The sequence below is a fragment of the Clostridium estertheticum genome (assembly GCF_011065935.2).
Lineage (GTDB): Bacteria > Bacillota > Clostridia > Clostridiales > Clostridiaceae > Clostridium_AD > Clostridium_AD estertheticum_A.
This window is the reverse complement of record NZ_JAAMNH020000001.1, coordinates 3,428,245-3,447,616: the sequence shown is the minus strand read 5'-3', so window position 1 is coordinate 3,447,616 and position 19,372 is coordinate 3,428,245. Positions and strand designations below refer to the sequence as shown.

Sequence of the window (19,372 nt, the reverse complement as noted above, 5' to 3'; positions counted from 1 at the left end):
GAAAATTATGAATAATAGATATATTGGAGCACTTATTCTAGCACCATTAGTAATATTTTTATTTTTAGGGGGGGATTACCTAAAATATCTTGTAATGGTACTTTCACTTTTGGGTATGTATGAGTTCTATAAAGTTTCTAGGAAAAAACACTATAAGCCAATGGGATTTATAGGATATATTTTGTGTATAGTATATTACTTAAATATGGGCAATGATTTTTCAAGTAGTTTTAATATATACACTTTGATAGCAACAATTTTCTTGTTACTTTGTATTCCTGTAATTTATACAAACTATAATTTTATAGATGTGGCCCTTACTATATTTGGATTTTTGTATGTGGCAGTATTTTTTAGCTTTATAGTTTTTACGAATACTAAACCCTATGGTGGATATTTAGTATGGATTATATTTATTTGTTCATGGGTTTGTGATACCTCAGCTTATTATTCTGGAAGGTTTTTAGGAAAAGGTGGCAAACATAAGCTATGTCCTAAAGTTAGCCCTAATAAAACAATTGAGGGCTCAATTGGAGGTCTCCTTGGAAGTACTATAGGATGCACGATTTATGGTTTTGTTATTTCAAAATATGGTGTTCCTATAGAATTATATCATTACGCTATAATTGGTGCTGCTTGTGGTGTTTTTGGACAATTTGGAGATTTAATTGCTTCATCTATAAAAAGATTTGTAGGAGCTAAAGATTATAGTAGCCTTATTCCGGGACATGGTGGAATTTTGGATCGGTTTGATAGTATTCTATTTGTGTCAGTGGTAGCATTTTATTATATTACATTTGTATTAGGAATATAAATTCATATAACACTAAAAAATCATATATTGAGCAAAATGCAAAAAGCAATTTCTAGCTATTGTTAACTCAATTGTTGAATTGGCATTGGCTGTAATATATGATTTTATATTTCATTGTAATATTATTTCATTTATTGTGTAATTATACTATAAATGAAATAATATTCTGTATAATAGGGAATAGTGCTACTTACTTTATTTTAGTAGATAAATATGTTATATTAAATGCTATAGAAGAATTACTAACTAATGAAAATATGAAAATTTGTTGAACAATAAACTCCAAGTGTATCTCTTGCGTAAATTGTTAATATTCAATATAGAAGGGAGAAAAATTTGGACTTATTTGCTCTATTTTTAAATAGATTTATACTAACTGTAAAAAAATAACAAAAATATTGTAGCTTCGAAGAATACAAATAGCTGCACAATTGAAGATTTAATTATAGTAATACACGAATGGAGAGATTTACATGAAGAAGGTTACTATTTTAGGCGTTACGGGATCCATAGGAACTCAAACGTTAGATGTTATTCGAAAGGATATTCAAAATTTTGATATTGTAGGGATATCAGCTAATACAAATTGTGAAAAAATTATACCCATCATAGAGGAATTTAAACCTAAATATGTTGCCATGATGGACAGGGAAGCTTCATTAAAACTTGAAAAATACTGCAGGGAGAAAAACTATTCAACAAAAATTTTGCAGGGACTTGAAGGTTTAAACTATATAAGTACACTAGAGGAAGTTAATCTTGTAGTAACTTCAGTTGTAGGTATGATAGGACTAGTCCCTACTATAAAAGCTATACATGCTGGGAAAGATATTGCTTTAGCTAATAAAGAAACACTAGTGGCAGCAGGCAGCCTTGTAATGGAGGCTGCAAAAAAAAACCATGTAAATATTTTACCAGTTGATTCAGAACATGGTGCGATTTTTCAATGTCTTCAAGGTAATAACTTAAAAGATGTTAATAAAATAATATTAACTGCTTCAGGTGGACCATTTAGAGGTAAAAACAAACAGCAATTAATTGAAATAAAACCGGAAGAGGCGTTAAAACACCCTAAATGGAATATGGGAAAAAAAATATCTATTGATTCCTCAACACTTATGAATAAGGGGCTAGAGGTTATAGAGGCACACTGGTTATTTGGTGTAGATTATGAAGATATACAAGTGGTAGTTCATCCTCAAAGTATAATACATTCTATGGTCGAATACATAGATGGAAGTGTAATAGCACAGCTAAGTGCTACTGACATGAGGCTACCTATTCAATATGCTATTAATTATCCAAAAAGAAATGAGGCAGTTATAGATAAATTAGATTTTTACAATATGGGTAATTTAACTTTTGAAAAGCCGAATATGGATACTTTTAAATGCCTTAAATTGGCTTACAGTGCAGGGAAAATGGGCGGTAATATGCCTGCTATAATGAATGCTGCAAATGAAGTAGCTGTTGAATTATTTTTAGATTATAAAATAAAGTATCTGCAAATTGAATATATTATAGAAAAATGTATGAATAAATTTGAGTACCACAGGAGTCCTAGTTTAGAAGAGATTTTAGAAATTGACTTAAGGGTAAGGGAATATGTAAGAAATAATTATGATAAAGAGTAGGAAGGGGAATTATTATGAGTAGTATTATAGCAAACATACCATATTTTATTATGGCTATATTAGCATTTAGTCTTTTGATTATAATACATGAATTGGGTCATTTTACTCTAGCTAAACTAAATGGAGTAAAAGTTCATGAGTTTTCACTAGGAATGGGTCCAAAACTTTTTGGAATAAAAGGAAAAGAAACGGAGTATTTGATTAAAGCGTTTCCTATTGGTGGCTATGTTAAGATGGAAGGGGAAAATGAAGTCAGTGATGATCCGAGAGCTTTCAACAATAAAACTCCTCTTCAAAAATTAAGCATAGTTTCTGCTGGTGCAATTATGAATATAATATTGGCAGTGGTTTTATTTGCTATTATAGGCGCTACGACAGGGAAAATAGTGCCAGTAATAGGGGAAGTAGTCCCTAATGGTGCGGCTATGAAGGCTGGTATGCAAGTTGGAGACAAGATTACTAAGGTTAATAAAGTTAGTATAGACAAATGGGAGCAATTTATAAATGAACTTTCTGTTGCTAAAGGGAAAAGTATGAATATTGAAATACTTAGAGATTCAAAAGTGAAAGAAATCACTTTGACCCCTATTAAAAACGAGAAAGAAAATAGATATATGATAGGAGTCAGTGGTACACAAGAAAAAATGAACTTTGGCGAAATCGCAAGTTATGGATTTAATCAAACTATTAGCACATCAAAACTAATTTTCGGATTTTTGGGGAGCTTATTTCACGGGCAAGTTTCAGTAAATGATGTAGGTGGACCAATAAGTATAATAAGAATTTCAACAATGGCTGCACAAACTGGAATAATAAATTTAATGATGTTAACAGCAATGTTAAGTGTGCAACTAGGAATATTAAACATAATACCTTTCCCAGCACTAGATGGAGGATGGATTTTTATATTGTTATTTGAAATAATATCAGGTAAGAAATTAGATGATAAGAAAGTTGGAGCTGTAAATTATATTGGATTTATGATTTTAATGGCATTTATGGTGTTCGTAGTCATAAAGGATATAGTTAGTCCACTAAAATTTTAGGAGATGGAGACTATGAAAGATATAAGAACAAGAAAAACTAGAAAGATTAAAATTGGAAATATATATATAGGTGGAGATTCAAAAGTCGCGGTGCAATCTATGACAAACACTGATACTAGAGATGTAGAGGCTACTGTAAACCAAATTCTTTTGTTAGAAGAGGCAGGCTGTGACATTATACGATGCGCTGTGCCTGATATGCTAGCGGCGGAAGCTATTAAAGATATCGTAAAAAGGATTCACATACCCTTAGTTGCGGATATTCATTTTGACTATAGGCTAGCATTAAAATCTATTGAGAACGGGATATCTAAATTAAGAATTAATCCAGGTAATATTGGAAGTCTAGATAAAATAAAATTAGTTGCAAAGGCTGCCAGTGATAAGAACATCCCCATTAGAATTGGTGTTAATTCAGGCTCCCTAGAAAAAGATATTCTTGAAAAGTATGGTCATGTATGCGCAGAGGCATTAGTTGAAAGTGCCTTAAGACATGTTGAAATATTAGAGAGTTTAAATTTTTATGATATAGTTATTTCTATAAAATCTTCTGATGTAGTCATGATGATTGAAAGTTATAAATTAATATCAGGCAAGGTAGACTATCCATTGCACTTAGGTGTTACTGAGGCAGGAACTACATGGCGAGGAACAATAAAATCAAGTGTGGGCATTGGAGCACTACTAGCCCTTGGAATTGGAGATACTATAAGAGTATCGCTAACTGGTGAGGTAGTAGACGAGGTTAAAGTTGGCATAGAAATTTTAAAATCACTAGGTTATATTGATGAGGGAATTAAATTTGTATCATGCCCTACTTGTGGCAGAACTCAAATTAATCTTATAAAAATTGCAAATGAAGTAGAGGAAAGATTGGCAAATTGCCATAAGAACATAAAAATTGCAATAATGGGATGCGCCGTAAATGGTCCAGGTGAAGCAAGAGAAGCTGATATTGGCATCGCTGGAGGCAACGGAATTGGTCTTATATTTAAAAAAGGTGAAATAATTAAAACCGTTAAGGAAGAAGATTTAGTGGAAGAACTTCTTCGAGAGATAGATAAATTATAAAATGTCACATCAGGAGGAATACTAATGAATGTAAGCCTAGCTGAAATGTTAAAAAATGATTTTGATTCTAATGAACAAACATTAGTAGATGATATTAAGGTATTGAGAGTTCAATACCTTAAAAAAAGCAACAAATTAAGAGTAATAATCAAATCTTTTGAGAATATAGATGATTATAAAACACTATTAATCAAGAATATTATTTCGAAACGGTTAAGTAGTTTTGAAGATATACAGTTAATTTGTTACCAAGATGTATCAAATGCCACAATAGAAGATGTATCAGATAAGTTTTGGGTAGATGTAGTCAATGTAATAGCTACCTCACAACCATCCAGCAAGGATAGTTTATTAAAATCTTCTAGGATTATTGAGCATGGCATACTGAAAATTCAGTGTGGTAATGATTTTATGTGCAAGATTCTAAGAGATAAAAACATAGAAGTTCTTTTAAAAAACACTATAAATGATATGTTCGGAGTTAATTCACTTGTAAAATTAGAACACAATAGTGAACTTTCTAAGGAAGAGGATTTTGGTAAAAAGGAAAAAGAAAATCAAACTGTAATAAATGAAATTATTAAAAACATAAATGTAGAAAAGAAAGATAAACCTCAAGGTAATAGCCAAGGAAATAGTCAAAATAAAGATTTTGGGAATGGTAACAAATGGAATAAAGGCGGCGGACAAGGCTATAAAAAGAATGAGGTTGCAGATGAAAACACTATAATGGGCAGAAATATAAATGGTGAAAATATAGAAATAAAAGATATAAATGAAACTGCAGGAATAGTATGTGCCTGTGGTGATATTTTTAAAGTAAATATATTAGAAACAAAAACTGGTAGAATAATTATAACGTTTTTTATTACGGATTATTCAAGCTCCATTACAGTGAAATGTTTTCCAAAGCCTAAAGATGTAGAAAAGATAATGGATGAAATTAAAGTAGGACTTTATTGTAAGGTGCGTGGAGAAGCAAGTTATGACACCTATGCAAAAGAGGTTGTTGTAATGGCAAGAGATATAGTAAAGCTAAAGAAAATAGAAAGAATGGATAATGCGCAGGAAAAAAGAGTTGAACTTCATATGCACACTCAAATGAGTGCTATGGATGGAATGACTTCCACAAGTAAACTTGTTGAAAGAGCTGCTAAATGGGGGCACTCTGCAGTAGCAATAACTGATCATGGTGTAGTACAAGCTTTTCCAGAGGCCATGGATGCAGCTAAAAAGAATAATATTAAGATTATATACGGTGTAGAGGGTTACCTTGTAGATGATGGAGTTCCTATTGTTATTAATAATAAGAATGAAAGTTTAGATGATCGGTTTGTAGTCTTTGATATAGAAACAACAGGGCTATCCAGTGAAAATGATAGAATTACTGAAATTGGGGCAGTTAAAATTGAGAATGGAAAAATAGTAGACAGATTTAATGAATTTGTAAATCCAGGAATAGATATACCTTATAAGATTACAGAACTTACTGGAATAACAAACGAAATGGTGGAGGACGCAGACTCTATTGATGAAATACTTCCTAGGTTTTTAGAATTTGTGCAGGGTAGTGTGGTGGTAGCTCATAATGCTGCTTTTGATATAGCTTTTATTATAAAAAATTCACAGAGGTTAGGGCTCGTGTTTGAAAATGCAATTATGGATACAATTCCACTAGCAAAGTTTTTACTACCAACTCTTAAACGCTTTAAGCTCAGCACAGTGGCTAAGCATTTAGGCATTTCACTAGAAAATCATCATAGAGCCGTAGACGATGCTAAAGCTACTGCAGATATACTATTACATTGTTTCGGTTTATTAAAAGAAAAAGACATTTTAGATCTCAATACACTAAATAAAAAGTTTTTAGGCGATTTCGATATAAAAAAGGCAAATACTTATCATGTTATTATTTTGGTAAAAAATCTAATAGGTCTTAAAAATCTTTATAAGCTAATTTCAATTTCAAATTTAGAATATTTCCATAGAAGACCTAGACTTCCTAAGACATTAATTGAAAAGTATAGAGAAGGTCTTATAATTGGATCTGCCTGTGAAGCTGGGCAAGTATACAAGGAAGTGCTTCAAGGAAAATCGGAAGAAGACCTTACAAGTATTGTAGAATTTTATGATTATTTAGAAATACAACCTCTCCTAAATAATAAATTCTTAATTAAAAATGGTATGGTAAAAGATGAAAATGAATTAATGGATATTAATAAGAAAATATGTGCATTAGGAGAAAAAAATAATTTACCGGTAGTTGCTACAGGAGATGTACACTTTTTAGACGCCTCTGATGAAGTGTTTAGAAAAATTCTGATGGCTGGTAAAGGTTTTTCAGATGCAGATGACCAACCACCGCTATATTTTAAAACTACTAATGAGATGTTAAAGGAGTTTGCTTATTTAGGAGAAAAAAAATGCAGGGAAGTTGTAATTTTCAGTCCAAATAAAATTGCTGATTTGATAGAAGTTATAAAACCAATACCAGATGGAACTTTTCCACCTAAAATACCAGGTGCAGAAGAGGAAATTCGCAAGATGACCTTGGATAAAGTCCATTCAATATATGGGGAGTCCTTACCAGAAGTAGTACAAAAAAGGTTGGACAAGGAATTAAACTCTATAATAAATAATGGATATGCTGTACTTTATCTAATAGCTGAAAAATTAGTGACTAAGTCCCTTGCAGATGGTTATTTAGTAGGGTCGAGAGGTTCAGTTGGATCTTCCTTTGTAGCCAATATGTCTAATATAACAGAAGTAAACGGTCTGCCACCTCATTATGTATGTCCAAATTGTAAAAAGAGTGAATTTTTTTTAGATGGATCTATTGGATCAGGTGCTGATTTACCTGAAAAAGTATGTCCAAGTTGTGGTGCACAATATATGAAAGATGGGCACGATATCCCATTTGAAACATTCTTAGGCTTCGAAGGAGATAAAGAACCGGATATAGATTTGAATTTTTCAGGAGAAAATCAAGCAGATATTCATAGGTATACAGAAGTACTATTTGGGAAAGGGCATACATTCAAGGCTGGGACCATTGGAACAATTGCTGACAAGACTGCTTATGGATATGTAAAAAAATATTTGGGAGAAAAAGACATTACGGTGCCTCAAGCTGAAATAGAACGACTGGTTCTGGGCTGCACTGGTGTTAAGAGAACCTCGGGGCAACATCCGGGTGGAATTATGGTTGTACCAAGCGACAATGAGATATATAATTTTTGCCCAGTACAACACCCAGCTGATGATCCAACATCAGATATTGTTACAACACATTTTGATTACCATTCCATAAGTGGAAGGCTATTAAAACTTGATATACTTGGTCATGATGATCCTACAGTGCTTAGGATGCTTCAAGACTTAACTGGCCTTGACCCCAAAACTATCCCATTATCAGATCCTAAGGTTATAAGTTTATTTACCTCACCAAAAGCATTGGGGCTCACCATTAAAGAATTAGGGTGTGAAGTAGGAAGTTATGGTCTGCCGGAGTTTGGTACAAAATTCGTTAGACAGATGCTTTTAGATACACAACCAAAATCTTTTGCTGATTTGGTTAGAATTTCAGGATTATCACATGGTACGGATGTATGGATTAATAATGCACAATATTATATTAAAGAAGGATTTACCACATTAAAAGATTGTATTTCTACAAGAGATGATATAATGGTATATCTAATGCAAAAGGAACTTCCTCCTAAGACTGCATTTACTATCATGGAGAGCGTAAGAAAAGGTAAGGGACTTAAGGAAGATGATGAGAAGGTAATGAGAGAACATGATGTACCTGATTGGTATATAGAATCATGTAAAAAGATAAAGTATATGTTTCCTAAAGGTCATGCAGTAGCCTATGTAATGATGGCGGTAAGAATAGCATACCATAAGGTTTATTATCCTAAGGAATACTATGCAACTTACTTTACAATAAGGGCAGATGACTTTGATGCGGATTTGATTGCAAAAGGTGAGAGCGCTATAAAACTTAAAATGGATGAATTAGGTGCTTTGGGTAACGATATAGGAACTAAAGAAAAGGGACTTCTTACAACGCTTGAGTTATCTTATGAAATGTTTAAAAGAGGAATTAAATTATTAAATGTGGACCTTTATAAATCTGATGCTGTTAAATTTAAAATTGAAGATGATGCTATAAGACCACCACTAAATGGACTTGAGGGTGTAGGAGAAAATGCTGCCAAAAGCATAGTCGCCTTAAGAGATGAAGGTGAGTTCATTTCAAAAGAAGATTTAAGAACTCGTTGTAAAATTTCTAAAACAGTTGTTGAAGCATTAGCCAATCATGGATGCTTAAAAGGGTTACCTGAGACAAATCAGCTGTCGTTTTTTTAGGGAAATGTAATTAGCCCTTGAAATAGCAAATTTTATATGATAGAATAATATATATTGGTTATCGCTGATAATTTTATTGTAAGAGAGAATTTTATTGTAAGAGAGTAGGCCCGCCTACTCTCTATTTATTGAAACGCAACTCATGGTTGCGTTTTAATTATAATATTATGATTAATTATGTTAATAATTGTAGAAAATATTAATAAAAGGAGGGTGTTAAAATGAAAAATGATACCTTGATACAGAAACTTAGAAAAATAACTGAGCCAATAGTAGAAAAAAATAATGTTGAATTATATCATATAGAGTATGTAAAAGAGGCAGGAGAAAATTTTCTGAGAATTTATATAGATAGTGCTAATGGAATATCTTTAGAAGATTGTGAAAAAGTCAGCAGAGCCACGAGTGAAATATTAGATGTAGAAGACCCAATAACTGATAGTTACTGTTTAGAAGTCTCCTCTCCAGGAATCGAGAGAACTTTATATAACGATAATCATCTTGAAAAATACATTGGCCAGAATGTATTAGTTAATTTAAATAGTCTATATGAGGGCAAGAAAAAATTTGAGGGTAATTTATTAGGATTTTCTGATATGCAAATAGAAATTCAATATGAGGGGAATAATATATCTATTCCTAAAGAAAAGATTTCCATTGTGAATTTGAAGCCAGTGCTGTAAGGAGGATGTTAAAATGAATCAGGAATTTATTGAAGCATTGAGAGAAATTGTAGATCAAAAGGGAATCAGTGAAGATTTACTTTTTCAAACTATTGAAGATGCATTAGTTGCAGCATATAAGAAAAATTATGCTACGTTATCCAGCAATAGCCAAAATGTAAAAGTATCAATGAATAGAGAAACAGGTGAAATACATGTTTATGGTCAAAAAGTAGTTGTAGAAGAAGTGGTTGAAGAAGTTAATGAAATATCACTGGAAGAAGCTAAAGAATATAGTCCTAGATATCAAATTGATGATATTGTTGATATTGAGGTTACTCCAAGAAAATTCGGAAGAATAGCTGCACAATCTGCAAAACAAGTAGTTATTCAGAGAATTAAAGAAGCAGAAAGAAATATCATCTACAATGAATTTATTACCAAAGAATTTGATATTATTACAGGAAGCGTTATTAGAAAAGATAGAGGCAATGTATTTATAGACTTAGGCAAGATTGAAGCTGTGCTTGGAGCTAATGAGCAAATGCCCGGCGAGGAATATAATTTTAACGAAAAACTAAAACTATATATTGTTGAGGTTAAAAATACTACTAAAGGTGCTCAAATAGGAGTATCAAGAACTCATCCAGGTCTTGTAAAACGATTATTTGAACTGGAGGTGCCAGAGGTTTTTGGTGGAGTTGTTGAAATTAAAAGTATTTCAAGAGAAGCAGGTTCAAGGACTAAAATTGCAGTATATTCAAATGATGAAAATGTTGATGCTATGGGAGCTTGTGTTGGACCAAAGGGCATTAGAGTTCAAAATATAGTTAATGAGTTAAGAAACGAAAAAATTGATATTATTAAGTGGAGCAAAAAATCTGAAGAGTATATTTCAAATGCTTTAAGTCCAGCAAAAGTGTTGAATGTAGTAGTTGAAGAAGCTTCTAAATCAGCAAAGGTTATAGTTGAAGATAATCAATTATCTCTAGCTATAGGAAAAGAAGGTCAAAATGTTAGGCTTGCTGCAAGACTCACAGGTTGGAAAATTGATATTAAAAGTAGAACTCAAGCTCAATATAAGATGGAAGCAATGGAAACTATTGAAAATAAAGTAATTCAAACCATTACGCAGGAGTAGGTGATAGCTTTATGAAGGTTAAAAAAATACCTCAGCGCATGTGTACAGGTTGTATGGAAATGAAATGTAAAAAAGAATTGTTACGTATAGTTCGTAGCAAAGAAGGAGAAATTTCTATAGATTTGTCCGGGAAAAAGCCAGGTAGAGGTGCATATATTTGTAAAAATATAGAATGCTTTGAAAAATCTTTTAAGACAAAAAGATTAGAGCGAAATTTAGGTGGAAAAATAAGTGAAGAAATTTATGGAACACTGAAGGCTCAGATAGATCCTAAAGATGAGGTAAATAATGAACAATAAATTTTTTCAATTTTTAGGTTTAACTAAGAAGGCAGGCAAACTTATTGAAGGTTACAATCAATGTGAAGATGCGTTGTCACATGGAAGAGGAACCCTTATGATACTGTCTGAGGAAAGCTCCACAAATACTAAAGATAAATTTAAAAGATTTAGTATTAAAAACAATATACCACTTATAGAAGGAGTATCCAATGAGGTTTTAGGTAAGTGTCTTGGAAGAGCAGAAATTAATGTTTTGTGTGTAAATGATAAAAGAATGAGTATTAAACTACTCAGCTTATGGAATGAAGAAAATAAAGAAAATGAAGAAAATGAAGAAAATGAAGAAAATGAAGAAATTAAATTTCGGGGGTGAATGATTTGGCAAAAGTCAGAATATATGAATTAGCAAAAGAATTAGAAGTGTCAAGTAAAGAATTAATTAATGTACTATTCGAAGAGTTTAGTATAAAAGCCAAGAATCATATGAGTGTGATTGAGGAAGAGGATGCTGAGTTAATAAAGGAACTTTATAGTGATGAAAATTCAGGACTTAAAGATGAAAAAAATGAAACAGTAGAGCACTATGAAAATATAGCTAATGAAGATGCTAACAAAGTAGTTATTAGAAAAAGAGGTAGAAAAGGTAGAGACGAACTGGGAAATGGTAACAATAGTGTTGAAGCAATAGATGATGAGGTTGTAGTTATAGAAAGTTCTATTACAGTTAAGGACTTAGCTGACACATTAAAGAGACCTTATGTTGAAGTAATAAAACAGCTTATTTTCATAGGTGTTATGGCTGGAATGAACCAAGAAATTGATTTTGCTACAGCTGAGAAAGTAATAGAAAAATATGGTGCACTTGCAGTACTCAAAGAAGAAGAAGAAGGCAAAATTGCTGACGATGAAGAAGTGGAAGATATTGATGCAGATTTAGCAACAGCTAAAAAGCCAGCTGTTGTAACAGTTATGGGTCATGTTGACCATGGTAAGACATCATTACTTGATTGTATTAGAAAAGCTAAGGTCACTGAAACAGAAGCGGGCGGAATCACGCAACATATAGGTGCCTATACGGTTAATATTAATGGAGAAAAAATTACATTTTTAGATACACCTGGTCATGAAGCTTTCACAGCAATGAGAGCTAGAGGTGCACAAATAACAGATATTGTTATACTTGTTGTAGCTGCAGATGATGGTATTATGCCTCAAACTGCAGAAGCTATAAATCATTGTAAGGCTGCTAAAGTACCAATGATAGTAGCTATAAACAAAATAGATAGACCAGGAGCTAATGTTGATAAAGTTAAGCAAGAATTAACAGAATATGGCCTTGTAGCTGAAGATTGGGGTGGAGACACAATTTGTGTTCCAGTATCAGCGCATACTAAAGAGGGTATAGACACTTTGCTTGAAATGGTATTAATTACAGCAGAAATGCTAGAACTAAAAGCAAACCCTAGCAGAAGTGCAAAAGGAACTGTAATTGAAGCAAAACTTGATAAAGGTAGAGGTCCTCTTGCTACACTACTCGTACAAAATGGTACATTAAACACTGGAGATTCTATAATAGTTGGTTTAACTTATGGAAGAATAAGAGCAATGTTTGATGATAAGGGTAACAAAATAAAAACTGCAGGACCTTCGATACCAGTAGAAATACTTGGATTATCTGAAGTGCCAGCAGCTGGAGATAGATTTAATGTAGTTAAAGATGAGAAAACTGCAAGAAACATGGCTGAAAGTAGAAAATTAAAATCAAGAGAAGAGCATTTTCAATCTAGTAATAGAGTTTCCATGGAAAACTTATATAGTCAAATACAAGAAGGATCTGTTAAAGAACTTGGTGTTATTGTTAAAGCTGACGTTCAAGGATCTGTAGAGGCTGTACGCCAATCACTTGAAAAACTATCTACTGATAATGTTAAAGTAAGAGTTATACATTCTGGAGTTGGAGCAATTACAGAAACAGATGTTATACTTGCAGCTGCTTCAAATGCAATAATTATAGGGTTTAATGTAAGACCAGATAACAATGCTGCTTTAATCGGAGAAAAAGAGAAGGTAGAAATTAAGACTTATAGAATAATTTATAATGCTCTTGATGATATAAAAGCTGCAATGGTGGGTATGCTAGATCCTGTATTTAAAGAAGTTGTTTTAGGTAGAGTTGAAATAAGACAAATATATAAAGTTTCAAACGTAGGAACAATAGCTGGGTCTTATGTATTAAACGGTAAGATTACAAGAAATAGTAGTGTACGTGTTCTTAGAAATGGAATAGTAATAACTGAATCAACTTTAGCTTCATTGAAGAGATTTAAAGATGATGCAAAAGAGGTTGCTGCAGGATATGAGTGTGGATTAAGTGTAGAAAAATTCAATGACATTAAAGAAGGCGACATTATTGAAGCTTTCATAATGGAAGAAGTAAAACCCAAATTAGCTTAATATAAGGAGTAGTGAGTTGTATGGTTAATTATAGAAATGGTAGAATAAATGAAGAAATTAAAAAAGAAGTAAGCAATACAATTCAAAACAAAATAAAGGATCCAAGAAAAAGTGCTATGGTAAGTGTAACAAAAGTAGACACAACAAAAGACCTAAGCTATACAAAGATTTATGTTAGTATATTTGGTAGCGAAGAGTCTAAGAAAGAAACAATACAAGCACTTAAGAGTTCAACTGGTCTTATGAGAAAAGAAATAGGGGCTCATGTTAAGCTAAGACATGTTCCTCAAGTTCTCATAGAGGTAGATGAAACTATAGAACGTGCGATACATTTAGAAGGTATTTTTCATCAAATAAAGGAAAAAGAAAAACTTGATGAAGAAAACATAAATGATGAAGATATAAATGAAGAAAATGGTAATGACGAAGATAGCAATGAAAATTAATGAAATTGTTGATAGAATAAAGCTATTTAAAAAAATTGCTATAACTTTTCACAGTTCACCTGATGGTGATTCATTAGGTAGTGCGCTGGCTTTACTTATTGGACTTAGAAAATTAAAAAAGGAAGTTTATATAATTTCAAAAGAGGTTATGCCACAAGCTTTTCTATTTTTGCCATGCTCCAATGAAATTAATGGTGAAATAATTGAACCATTAGTGGATACAGAGTGTGTCATAGTGTTGGATTGTGGTGATTTCAAAAGAATTAATGCAAATTTATGTATGCAAAATAAAAAGTTTGAATTAATTAATATGGATCACCACTTATCTAATGATTTATATGGAGATGTAAATTTTGTAGATACAAGCGCTTCTGCAGTTGGAGAAATTGTATATGAAGTGCTTAGACTTCTTCATGTGGAATTAGATAAAGAAATAAGTACATGCTTGTACACCTCACTACTTACAGATACAGGCTCCTTTAAACATTCAAGTACTACAGCAGTAACTCATAATATAGCAGGTGAACTTATTAATACAGGTATAGAATTTAGTAACATACATAGAATGATTTTTGAAAATAAGAAATTTGAAAAAATAAAATTTTATGGAGAAGTTATTAATAACATGACTTCAGAACTTAACTCTAAAGTGTGTATTATGTATATATCTAAAAGCATGCTTGAAAAATATGAGACTGTTTCCGAAGATACATCAGATGTTATTGCTTTTGGTGCTTCCATCGATACGGTTGAAGTTACTATTCTTATAAAAGATGCTGAAAATGGTGTTAAAGTGAGTTTAAGATCTAAATCACTAGTTGATGTTAGCAAAATTGCGGAAGTATTTAACGGTGGTGGGCATATTAGAGCTTCAGGTTTTTTCACAGAAGGGGATTTTCATGATACTAAAGTGAAACTGCTGGAAATTATAGAAAAAGAGTTGATAAAATGAATGGTATATTAAATGTATTTAAACCTACAGGAATGACCTCTTTTGATGTAGTTCGCATAATAAAAAAAATCAGTCATATAAAAAAAGTAGGCCACGCTGGCACTCTAGACCCTGAGGCTAGCGGGGTTTTACCTGTTTGTATAGGAAAAGCAACAAAAGCTATTGACTATATAATGGGGGACTTTAAAATTTATGAAACTGAACTTAAGTTGGGCGTTATTACAGATACTTATGATAGAGAAGGCAAAATTCTACATGAGTGTGAGGTCAATGCAAGTGAAGATGAAATTACACGTGCGATTAATTCATTTATAGGAGAAATAAAACAAGTTCCTCCTATGTACTCAGCGCTAAAGGTTAATGGAAAAAAACTTTATGAACTGGCAAGGGCTGGGATAGAAATAGAGAGAGAAGCGAGAGCTATAACAATTTATGACATAGAAATTAGTTCTATTAAAATACCTTACGTGAACTTTAGGGTTAAATGCTCTAAGGGTACATATATTAGAAGTCTATGTTATGATATTGGAGAATTATTAAAATGTGGTGGTATGATGTGGAACTTGCAAAGAACAGCTACAGGGCAATTTCATATTGAAGATGCTATAAATATTCAGGATTTAAATGAAGAAAATGTAAATGGGCATATTATGCCTATAGAAAGTATTTTTCAAAATAATACTAAAATTACCATCGAGGATAGATTCGTTAAGTTCTTATTAAATGGTGTTGTAGTTAAAGATAAAACTTTAGCTTCTAAGTTTGAAAGTGAAAAAATGTATAGTATCTATAATAATAACAATGACTTTATTGGGATTGCAGATAAAGGTAATGATGGTGTTAGGCTAATAAAATCATTTATATAGGAGTATATTAAAAATGGAAATTATAAAAGATAATTTTAAAACAAAGTTTAAATATCCAACATACATTGCCTTAGGAAGTTTTGATGGACTCCATTTAGGACATATGTATCTTATAAATAGAACGGTGGAATTATCAAAAGAGAATAATGCAAAAAGTATGATTTGTACTTTTAAAAATCATCCATTGTCTGTTATCAACAAAGAGATTTGTCCAAAGCTCATAATGGATAATGACACTAAACTAGGATTATTAGAGAACACAGGAATTGACATAGTGAATTTAGTTAATTTTGATAAAGAGTTTATGAAGATAACTCCAGAAGCGTTCATAAAAAACATGGTTAAATTCTATAATGCAAAGGGAATAGTTGTTGGTTTTAATTATAGATTTGGATATAAAAATTTAGGCGATGTAGAAATGCTTCAAAAATATAGTAGCATACTAGGATATAAACTATATGTTTGTGAGGCCATTAGTGTTAACAATGAAGTAGTAAGTAGTTCTAGCATTCGCCACCTTATAGCTGAGGGAGATATAATTAAAGCAAATGAACTTTTAGGAAGACCACACACTATTACTGGCGAAGTAATTAAAGGAAAACAACTTGGCAGAACTATTGGATTTCCAACTGTAAATTTAAATTACAAAAAACAATATATTCTTCCTAAAGGAGGGGTATACTATACACTAGCTGAGTATGATAATAATATTTATAAAGCTATAACTAATATAGGATATAATCCTACTGTAGAAGGTGGGAAGCTATCGGTGGAAACGTATATCTTGAACTTTGATAAACAAATCTATGGTGAAATAGTTAAAATTTACTTTGTAAACAGAATAAGAGATGAAGTGAAATTTGATACCATTGAGGAACTAAGGCAACAACTTATAAAAGATAAAGAATATGCTTTAAAGCAAAAAAAATAGAAAAACTGCGATAAGATGTAAAAATTAATTTACAATTTAATTTTAGTTTGTTATAATTGATTTGAACCTTATCCTAAGTTCACCGAATCGCCAACGATGTACTTGGAATATGGGGATTATATTCGGAGGTGTTGTAAAATGCAAAAGGCTACAAAACAAGAAATAATGGTAAAACATGCGAGACATGAAGGAGATACAGGTTCTCCAGAAGTGCAAATCGCACTACTTACTGAAAGAATTTTAGAGTTAACTGAACACTTAAAAATTCATAAAAAAGATCACCATTCAAGAAGAGGTCTATTAATGATGGTTGGACAAAGAAAAGGTATGTTAGGTTACTTAAAGAACCAGGATATTGAAAGATATCGTGCAATTCTTGCAGAACTTGGACTAAGAAAGTAATTAAGAGCGGCTTAGCCGCTCTATTATTTTAAGTATTAGTAAAAAAATATAAATTAGAGTTAAAAACACGTATATTAGTTAATAATATTAGTAAAAATTGAAGGGAGGCAAATATATGATTCATGTTATAGAAACTACTGTTGCAGGTAGAACTCTTAAAGTTGAATATGGTAAGGTTGGAATGCTTTCAAACTGTGCAATATTCATGAGCTATGGTGAGACAGTAGTTATGGTTAATGCAAATGCATCAGAAAAACCAAAGGAAGGTATTGATTTCTTTCCGCTAAGTGTAGAATATGAAGAAAGACTTTATGCCGTTGGTAAAATTCCTGGTGGGTTCATAAAGAGAGAAGCAAGACCATCAGAAAGAGCAATTTTAACAGCAAGAGGTATTGACAGACCACTCAGACCACTATTCCCTAAAGGCTATAAAAATGATGTGCAAATTGTTTGTACTGTATTATCAGTTGAACAAGATAATTCACCTGAGATACTTGCTATGAACGCAGCATCAATGGCATTATGCCTATCTAGTATACCTTTTACTGATGCTGTTGCAACGGTTTCAGTGGGCCTTGTGGATGATAAATTCATATTGAGTCCTACTGTAGAAGAGAGAAATGCTAGTTCTATGAATCTTACAGTTTGTGCAACGAAAGACAATGTAACAATGATAGAAGCAAGCGGAAATGAAATACCAGAAGATGTAATGATAAATGCAATTGATTTTGCTTTTGAAGCATGTAAAAAAATTGTAGCTTTCCAAGAAGAAGCTGTGGCTAAATTTGGAAAAGAAAAAGTTGTTCCTGTAATAAGTAAAATAGATGAAACTCTTCAAAGTGAAGTTAGGGAATTCTCATTTGATATGTTTAAGACAGCAATGTACATAATGGATAAAGATGAGAGAAATACAAAAGTAGATGAAATAAAACAAAAAATAAGCGCTGAATTTAATGAAAAGTACCCAGATAAAAAATCAGATATAGGTGAAGTTGCATATGGTATCCAAAAGGAAATAGTTAGAAATATGATGCTTAACGAAGATAGAAGACCTGATGGAAGAGCTTTTGATCAAGTTAGACCAATAAGTTGCGAGGTAGGAATACTTCCAAGAACTCATGGAACTGGATTATTTACAAGAGGTCTTACTCAAGTAATGGGAGTTGCTACACTTGGAGCATTAGGTGAAGCTCAGAATTTAGATGGAATAGGGAATGAAGATTCTAAAAGATACATGCATCATTACAATTTTCCAGCTTATAGCGTAGGAGAAGTTAAACCAATGCGTGGACCTGGAAGACGTGAAATTGGTCATGGTGCACTAGCAGAGAAAGCGGTAGAACCACTTTTACCTTCTGTAGAAGATTTCCCATATGCTATTCGTGTAGTATCAGAAGTACTAAGTTCAAATGGTTCAACATCTCAAGCTAGTGTAAGTGCAAGTATTTTAGCACTACTCGATGCAGGAGTTCCAATTAAGAGACCAGCAGCGGGAATTGCAATGGGGCTAATAACAAACGCTGACTTGACTAAAGAAAAAGTTTTAACAGATATTCAAGGTATAGAAGATTTCTTTGGCGATATGGACTTTAAAGTAGCTGGAACTGAGTTAGGTATTACAGCTATACAAGTTGATACAAAGCTTCATGGCTTATCTAATTATTGTATTAGAACTGCAATTATCGATGCTAAAAAAGCTAGACTTCATATATTAGAGAAAATGAATCAATGTATTTCAGAGGCAAGAGCTGAAATATCAATATATGCACCTAGAATTTACACACTAAACATAGCACCTGATAAGATTAGAGACATAATTGGACCTGGTGGAAAAATGATAAAGAAAATCATAGCAGAAACTGGTGTTAAAATAGATACTTATGATGACGGAAAAGTTGTTATTATGTCTAGCGATAGTGTTTGTGCAAATAGAGCAGTAAAAATAATTGAAGATCTAACTAAATCTGTTAAAGTAGGAGAAATATATTTAGGAAAAGTAACAAAAATTGCTGCTTTTGGAGCATTTGTTGAAATACTTCCTAATAAAGAAGGATTAGTGCATATTTCTAAACTTGATTTTGCTAGAGTAAATAAAGTAGAAGATATTGTATCAGTTGGTGATGAAATATTAGTAAAAGTAATGGAAATAGATAATCAAGGAAGAGTAAATCTTTCAAGAAGAGATGCTATTAAAGATAGTGAAAATGAAAAAAAAGATGCTGAATAATAGAAGGGCTTAGATGCCTTTTTATTTTTTTTAATAATATTCCCCTAATATGCACATAGTAAATATAAATT

At 32.0% G+C, this 19,372-nt stretch carries 15 protein-coding genes and 1 pseudogene; all 16 read left to right on the top strand.

Going from position 1 to position 19,372, the window contains the following annotated elements:
• Positions 1-7 precede the first annotated feature (7 nt).
• The 16 genes and pseudogenes from G9F72_RS16380 to G9F72_RS16305 all read left to right on the top strand — a co-directional run bounded on the left by G9F72_RS16380 (position 8) and on the right by G9F72_RS16305 (position 19,301).
• Complete coding sequence (locus tag G9F72_RS16380; protein WP_164955710.1) at positions 8-814, top strand: phosphatidate cytidylyltransferase; 807 nt, start codon at positions 8-10, stop codon at positions 812-814.
• A 473-nt stretch (positions 815-1,287) separates the two neighbouring features.
• A complete protein-coding gene (locus G9F72_RS16375) occupies positions 1,288-2,448 on the top strand; it encodes a 1-deoxy-D-xylulose-5-phosphate reductoisomerase (protein ID WP_164955709.1) in 1,161 nt (386 codons plus the stop codon).
• Between the two features lie 14 nt (positions 2,449-2,462).
• Entirely contained in the window at positions 2,463-3,494 is a 1,032-nt protein-coding gene (gene rseP / locus G9F72_RS16370; protein WP_164955708.1) for an RIP metalloprotease RseP, read from the top strand.
• Between the two features lie 12 nt (positions 3,495-3,506).
• Positions 3,507-4,565 carry a flavodoxin-dependent (E)-4-hydroxy-3-methylbut-2-enyl-diphosphate synthase gene (ispG, locus tag G9F72_RS16365; RefSeq protein ID WP_187356025.1) on the top strand — a complete coding sequence of 353 codons (1,059 nt, stop codon included), beginning with the start codon at positions 3,507-3,509 and terminating at the stop codon, positions 4,563-4,565.
• Between the two features lie 24 nt (positions 4,566-4,589).
• A complete protein-coding gene (locus G9F72_RS16360; RefSeq protein ID WP_164955707.1) occupies positions 4,590-8,939 on the top strand; it encodes a PolC-type DNA polymerase III in 4,350 nt (1,449 codons plus the stop codon).
• A 221-nt stretch (positions 8,940-9,160) separates the two neighbouring features.
• The gene (gene rimP, locus G9F72_RS16355; protein WP_164955706.1) at positions 9,161-9,622 is read left to right on the top strand and encodes a ribosome maturation factor RimP; all 462 of its coding nucleotides are present in this window, start codon (positions 9,161-9,163) and stop codon (positions 9,620-9,622) included.
• Positions 9,623-9,635: 13 nt separating this feature from the next.
• Positions 9,636-10,742 (top strand): transcription termination factor NusA, encoded by a 1,107-nt coding sequence (gene nusA / locus G9F72_RS16350; RefSeq protein ID WP_164955705.1) that lies wholly within the window; start codon positions 9,636-9,638, stop codon positions 10,740-10,742.
• Between the two features lie 11 nt (positions 10,743-10,753).
• Positions 10,754-11,041, top strand: a complete 288-nt coding sequence (rnpM, locus tag G9F72_RS16345; RefSeq protein ID WP_164955704.1) for an RNase P modulator RnpM — start codon at positions 10,754-10,756, stop codon at positions 11,039-11,041.
• Entirely contained in the window at positions 11,031-11,396 is a 366-nt protein-coding gene (locus G9F72_RS16340; RefSeq protein ID WP_164955703.1) for a ribosomal L7Ae/L30e/S12e/Gadd45 family protein, read from the top strand. The genes rnpM and G9F72_RS16340 overlap by 11 nt, the downstream gene beginning before the upstream one ends.
• A gap of 5 nt (positions 11,397-11,401) precedes the next feature.
• The gene (infB, locus tag G9F72_RS16335) at positions 11,402-13,477 is read left to right on the top strand and encodes a translation initiation factor IF-2 (protein ID WP_164955702.1); all 2,076 of its coding nucleotides are present in this window, start codon (positions 11,402-11,404) and stop codon (positions 13,475-13,477) included.
• 20 nt (positions 13,478-13,497) lie between these two features.
• A pseudogene (gene rbfA / locus G9F72_RS16330) lies at positions 13,498-13,854 on the top strand (30S ribosome-binding factor RbfA); the annotation flags it as partial.
• A 58-nt stretch (positions 13,855-13,912) separates the two neighbouring features.
• Positions 13,913-14,875: a DHH family phosphoesterase gene (locus G9F72_RS16325; RefSeq protein ID WP_164956062.1), complete on the top strand. Its 963-nt coding sequence runs from the start codon at positions 13,913-13,915 to the stop codon at positions 14,873-14,875.
• Positions 14,872-15,741 carry a tRNA pseudouridine(55) synthase TruB gene (gene truB / locus G9F72_RS16320; RefSeq protein WP_164955700.1) on the top strand — a complete coding sequence of 290 codons (870 nt, stop codon included), beginning with the start codon at positions 14,872-14,874 and terminating at the stop codon, positions 15,739-15,741. Before G9F72_RS16325 ends, truB begins: the two co-directional genes overlap by 4 nt.
• A gap of 13 nt (positions 15,742-15,754) precedes the next feature.
• Positions 15,755-16,672, top strand: coding sequence for a bifunctional riboflavin kinase/FAD synthetase (locus G9F72_RS16315; protein ID WP_164955699.1), 918 nt, complete (start codon positions 15,755-15,757; stop codon positions 16,670-16,672).
• A 138-nt stretch (positions 16,673-16,810) separates the two neighbouring features.
• Positions 16,811-17,074, top strand: a complete 264-nt coding sequence (rpsO, locus tag G9F72_RS16310; RefSeq protein ID WP_164955698.1) for a 30S ribosomal protein S15 — start codon at positions 16,811-16,813, stop codon at positions 17,072-17,074.
• Positions 17,075-17,189: 115 nt separating this feature from the next.
• Entirely contained in the window at positions 17,190-19,301 is a 2,112-nt protein-coding gene (locus G9F72_RS16305; RefSeq protein ID WP_164955697.1) for a polyribonucleotide nucleotidyltransferase, read from the top strand.
• The last annotated feature ends 71 nt before the right edge of the window (positions 19,302-19,372 follow it).

Bases quoted from the DNA above. Each gene is read 5' to 3' on its own strand.
- G9F72_RS16380 (WP_164955710.1), top strand. From the start codon at position 8: ATGAATAATAGATATATTGGAGCACTTATTCTAGCACCATTAGTAATA.
- G9F72_RS16375 (WP_164955709.1), top strand. From the start codon at position 1,288: ATGAAGAAGGTTACTATTTTAGGCGTTACGGGATCCATAGGAACTCAA.
- rseP (WP_164955708.1), top strand. From the start codon at position 2,463: ATGAGTAGTATTATAGCAAACATACCATATTTTATTATGGCTATATTA.
- ispG (WP_187356025.1), top strand. From the start codon at position 3,507: ATGAAAGATATAAGAACAAGAAAAACTAGAAAGATTAAAATTGGAAAT.
- G9F72_RS16360 (WP_164955707.1), top strand. From the start codon at position 4,590: ATGAATGTAAGCCTAGCTGAAATGTTAAAAAATGATTTTGATTCTAAT.
- rimP (WP_164955706.1), top strand. From the start codon at position 9,161: ATGAAAAATGATACCTTGATACAGAAACTTAGAAAAATAACTGAGCCA.
- nusA (WP_164955705.1), top strand. From the start codon at position 9,636: ATGAATCAGGAATTTATTGAAGCATTGAGAGAAATTGTAGATCAAAAG.
- rnpM (WP_164955704.1), top strand. From the start codon at position 10,754: ATGAAGGTTAAAAAAATACCTCAGCGCATGTGTACAGGTTGTATGGAA.
- G9F72_RS16340 (WP_164955703.1), top strand. From the start codon at position 11,031: ATGAACAATAAATTTTTTCAATTTTTAGGTTTAACTAAGAAGGCAGGC.
- G9F72_RS16325 (WP_164956062.1), top strand. From the start codon at position 13,913: ATGAAAATTAATGAAATTGTTGATAGAATAAAGCTATTTAAAAAAATT.
- truB (WP_164955700.1), top strand. From the start codon at position 14,872: ATGAATGGTATATTAAATGTATTTAAACCTACAGGAATGACCTCTTTT.
- G9F72_RS16315 (WP_164955699.1), top strand. From the start codon at position 15,755: ATGGAAATTATAAAAGATAATTTTAAAACAAAGTTTAAATATCCAACA.
- rpsO (WP_164955698.1), top strand. From the start codon at position 16,811: ATGCAAAAGGCTACAAAACAAGAAATAATGGTAAAACATGCGAGACAT.
- G9F72_RS16305 (WP_164955697.1), top strand. From the start codon at position 17,190: ATGATTCATGTTATAGAAACTACTGTTGCAGGTAGAACTCTTAAAGTT.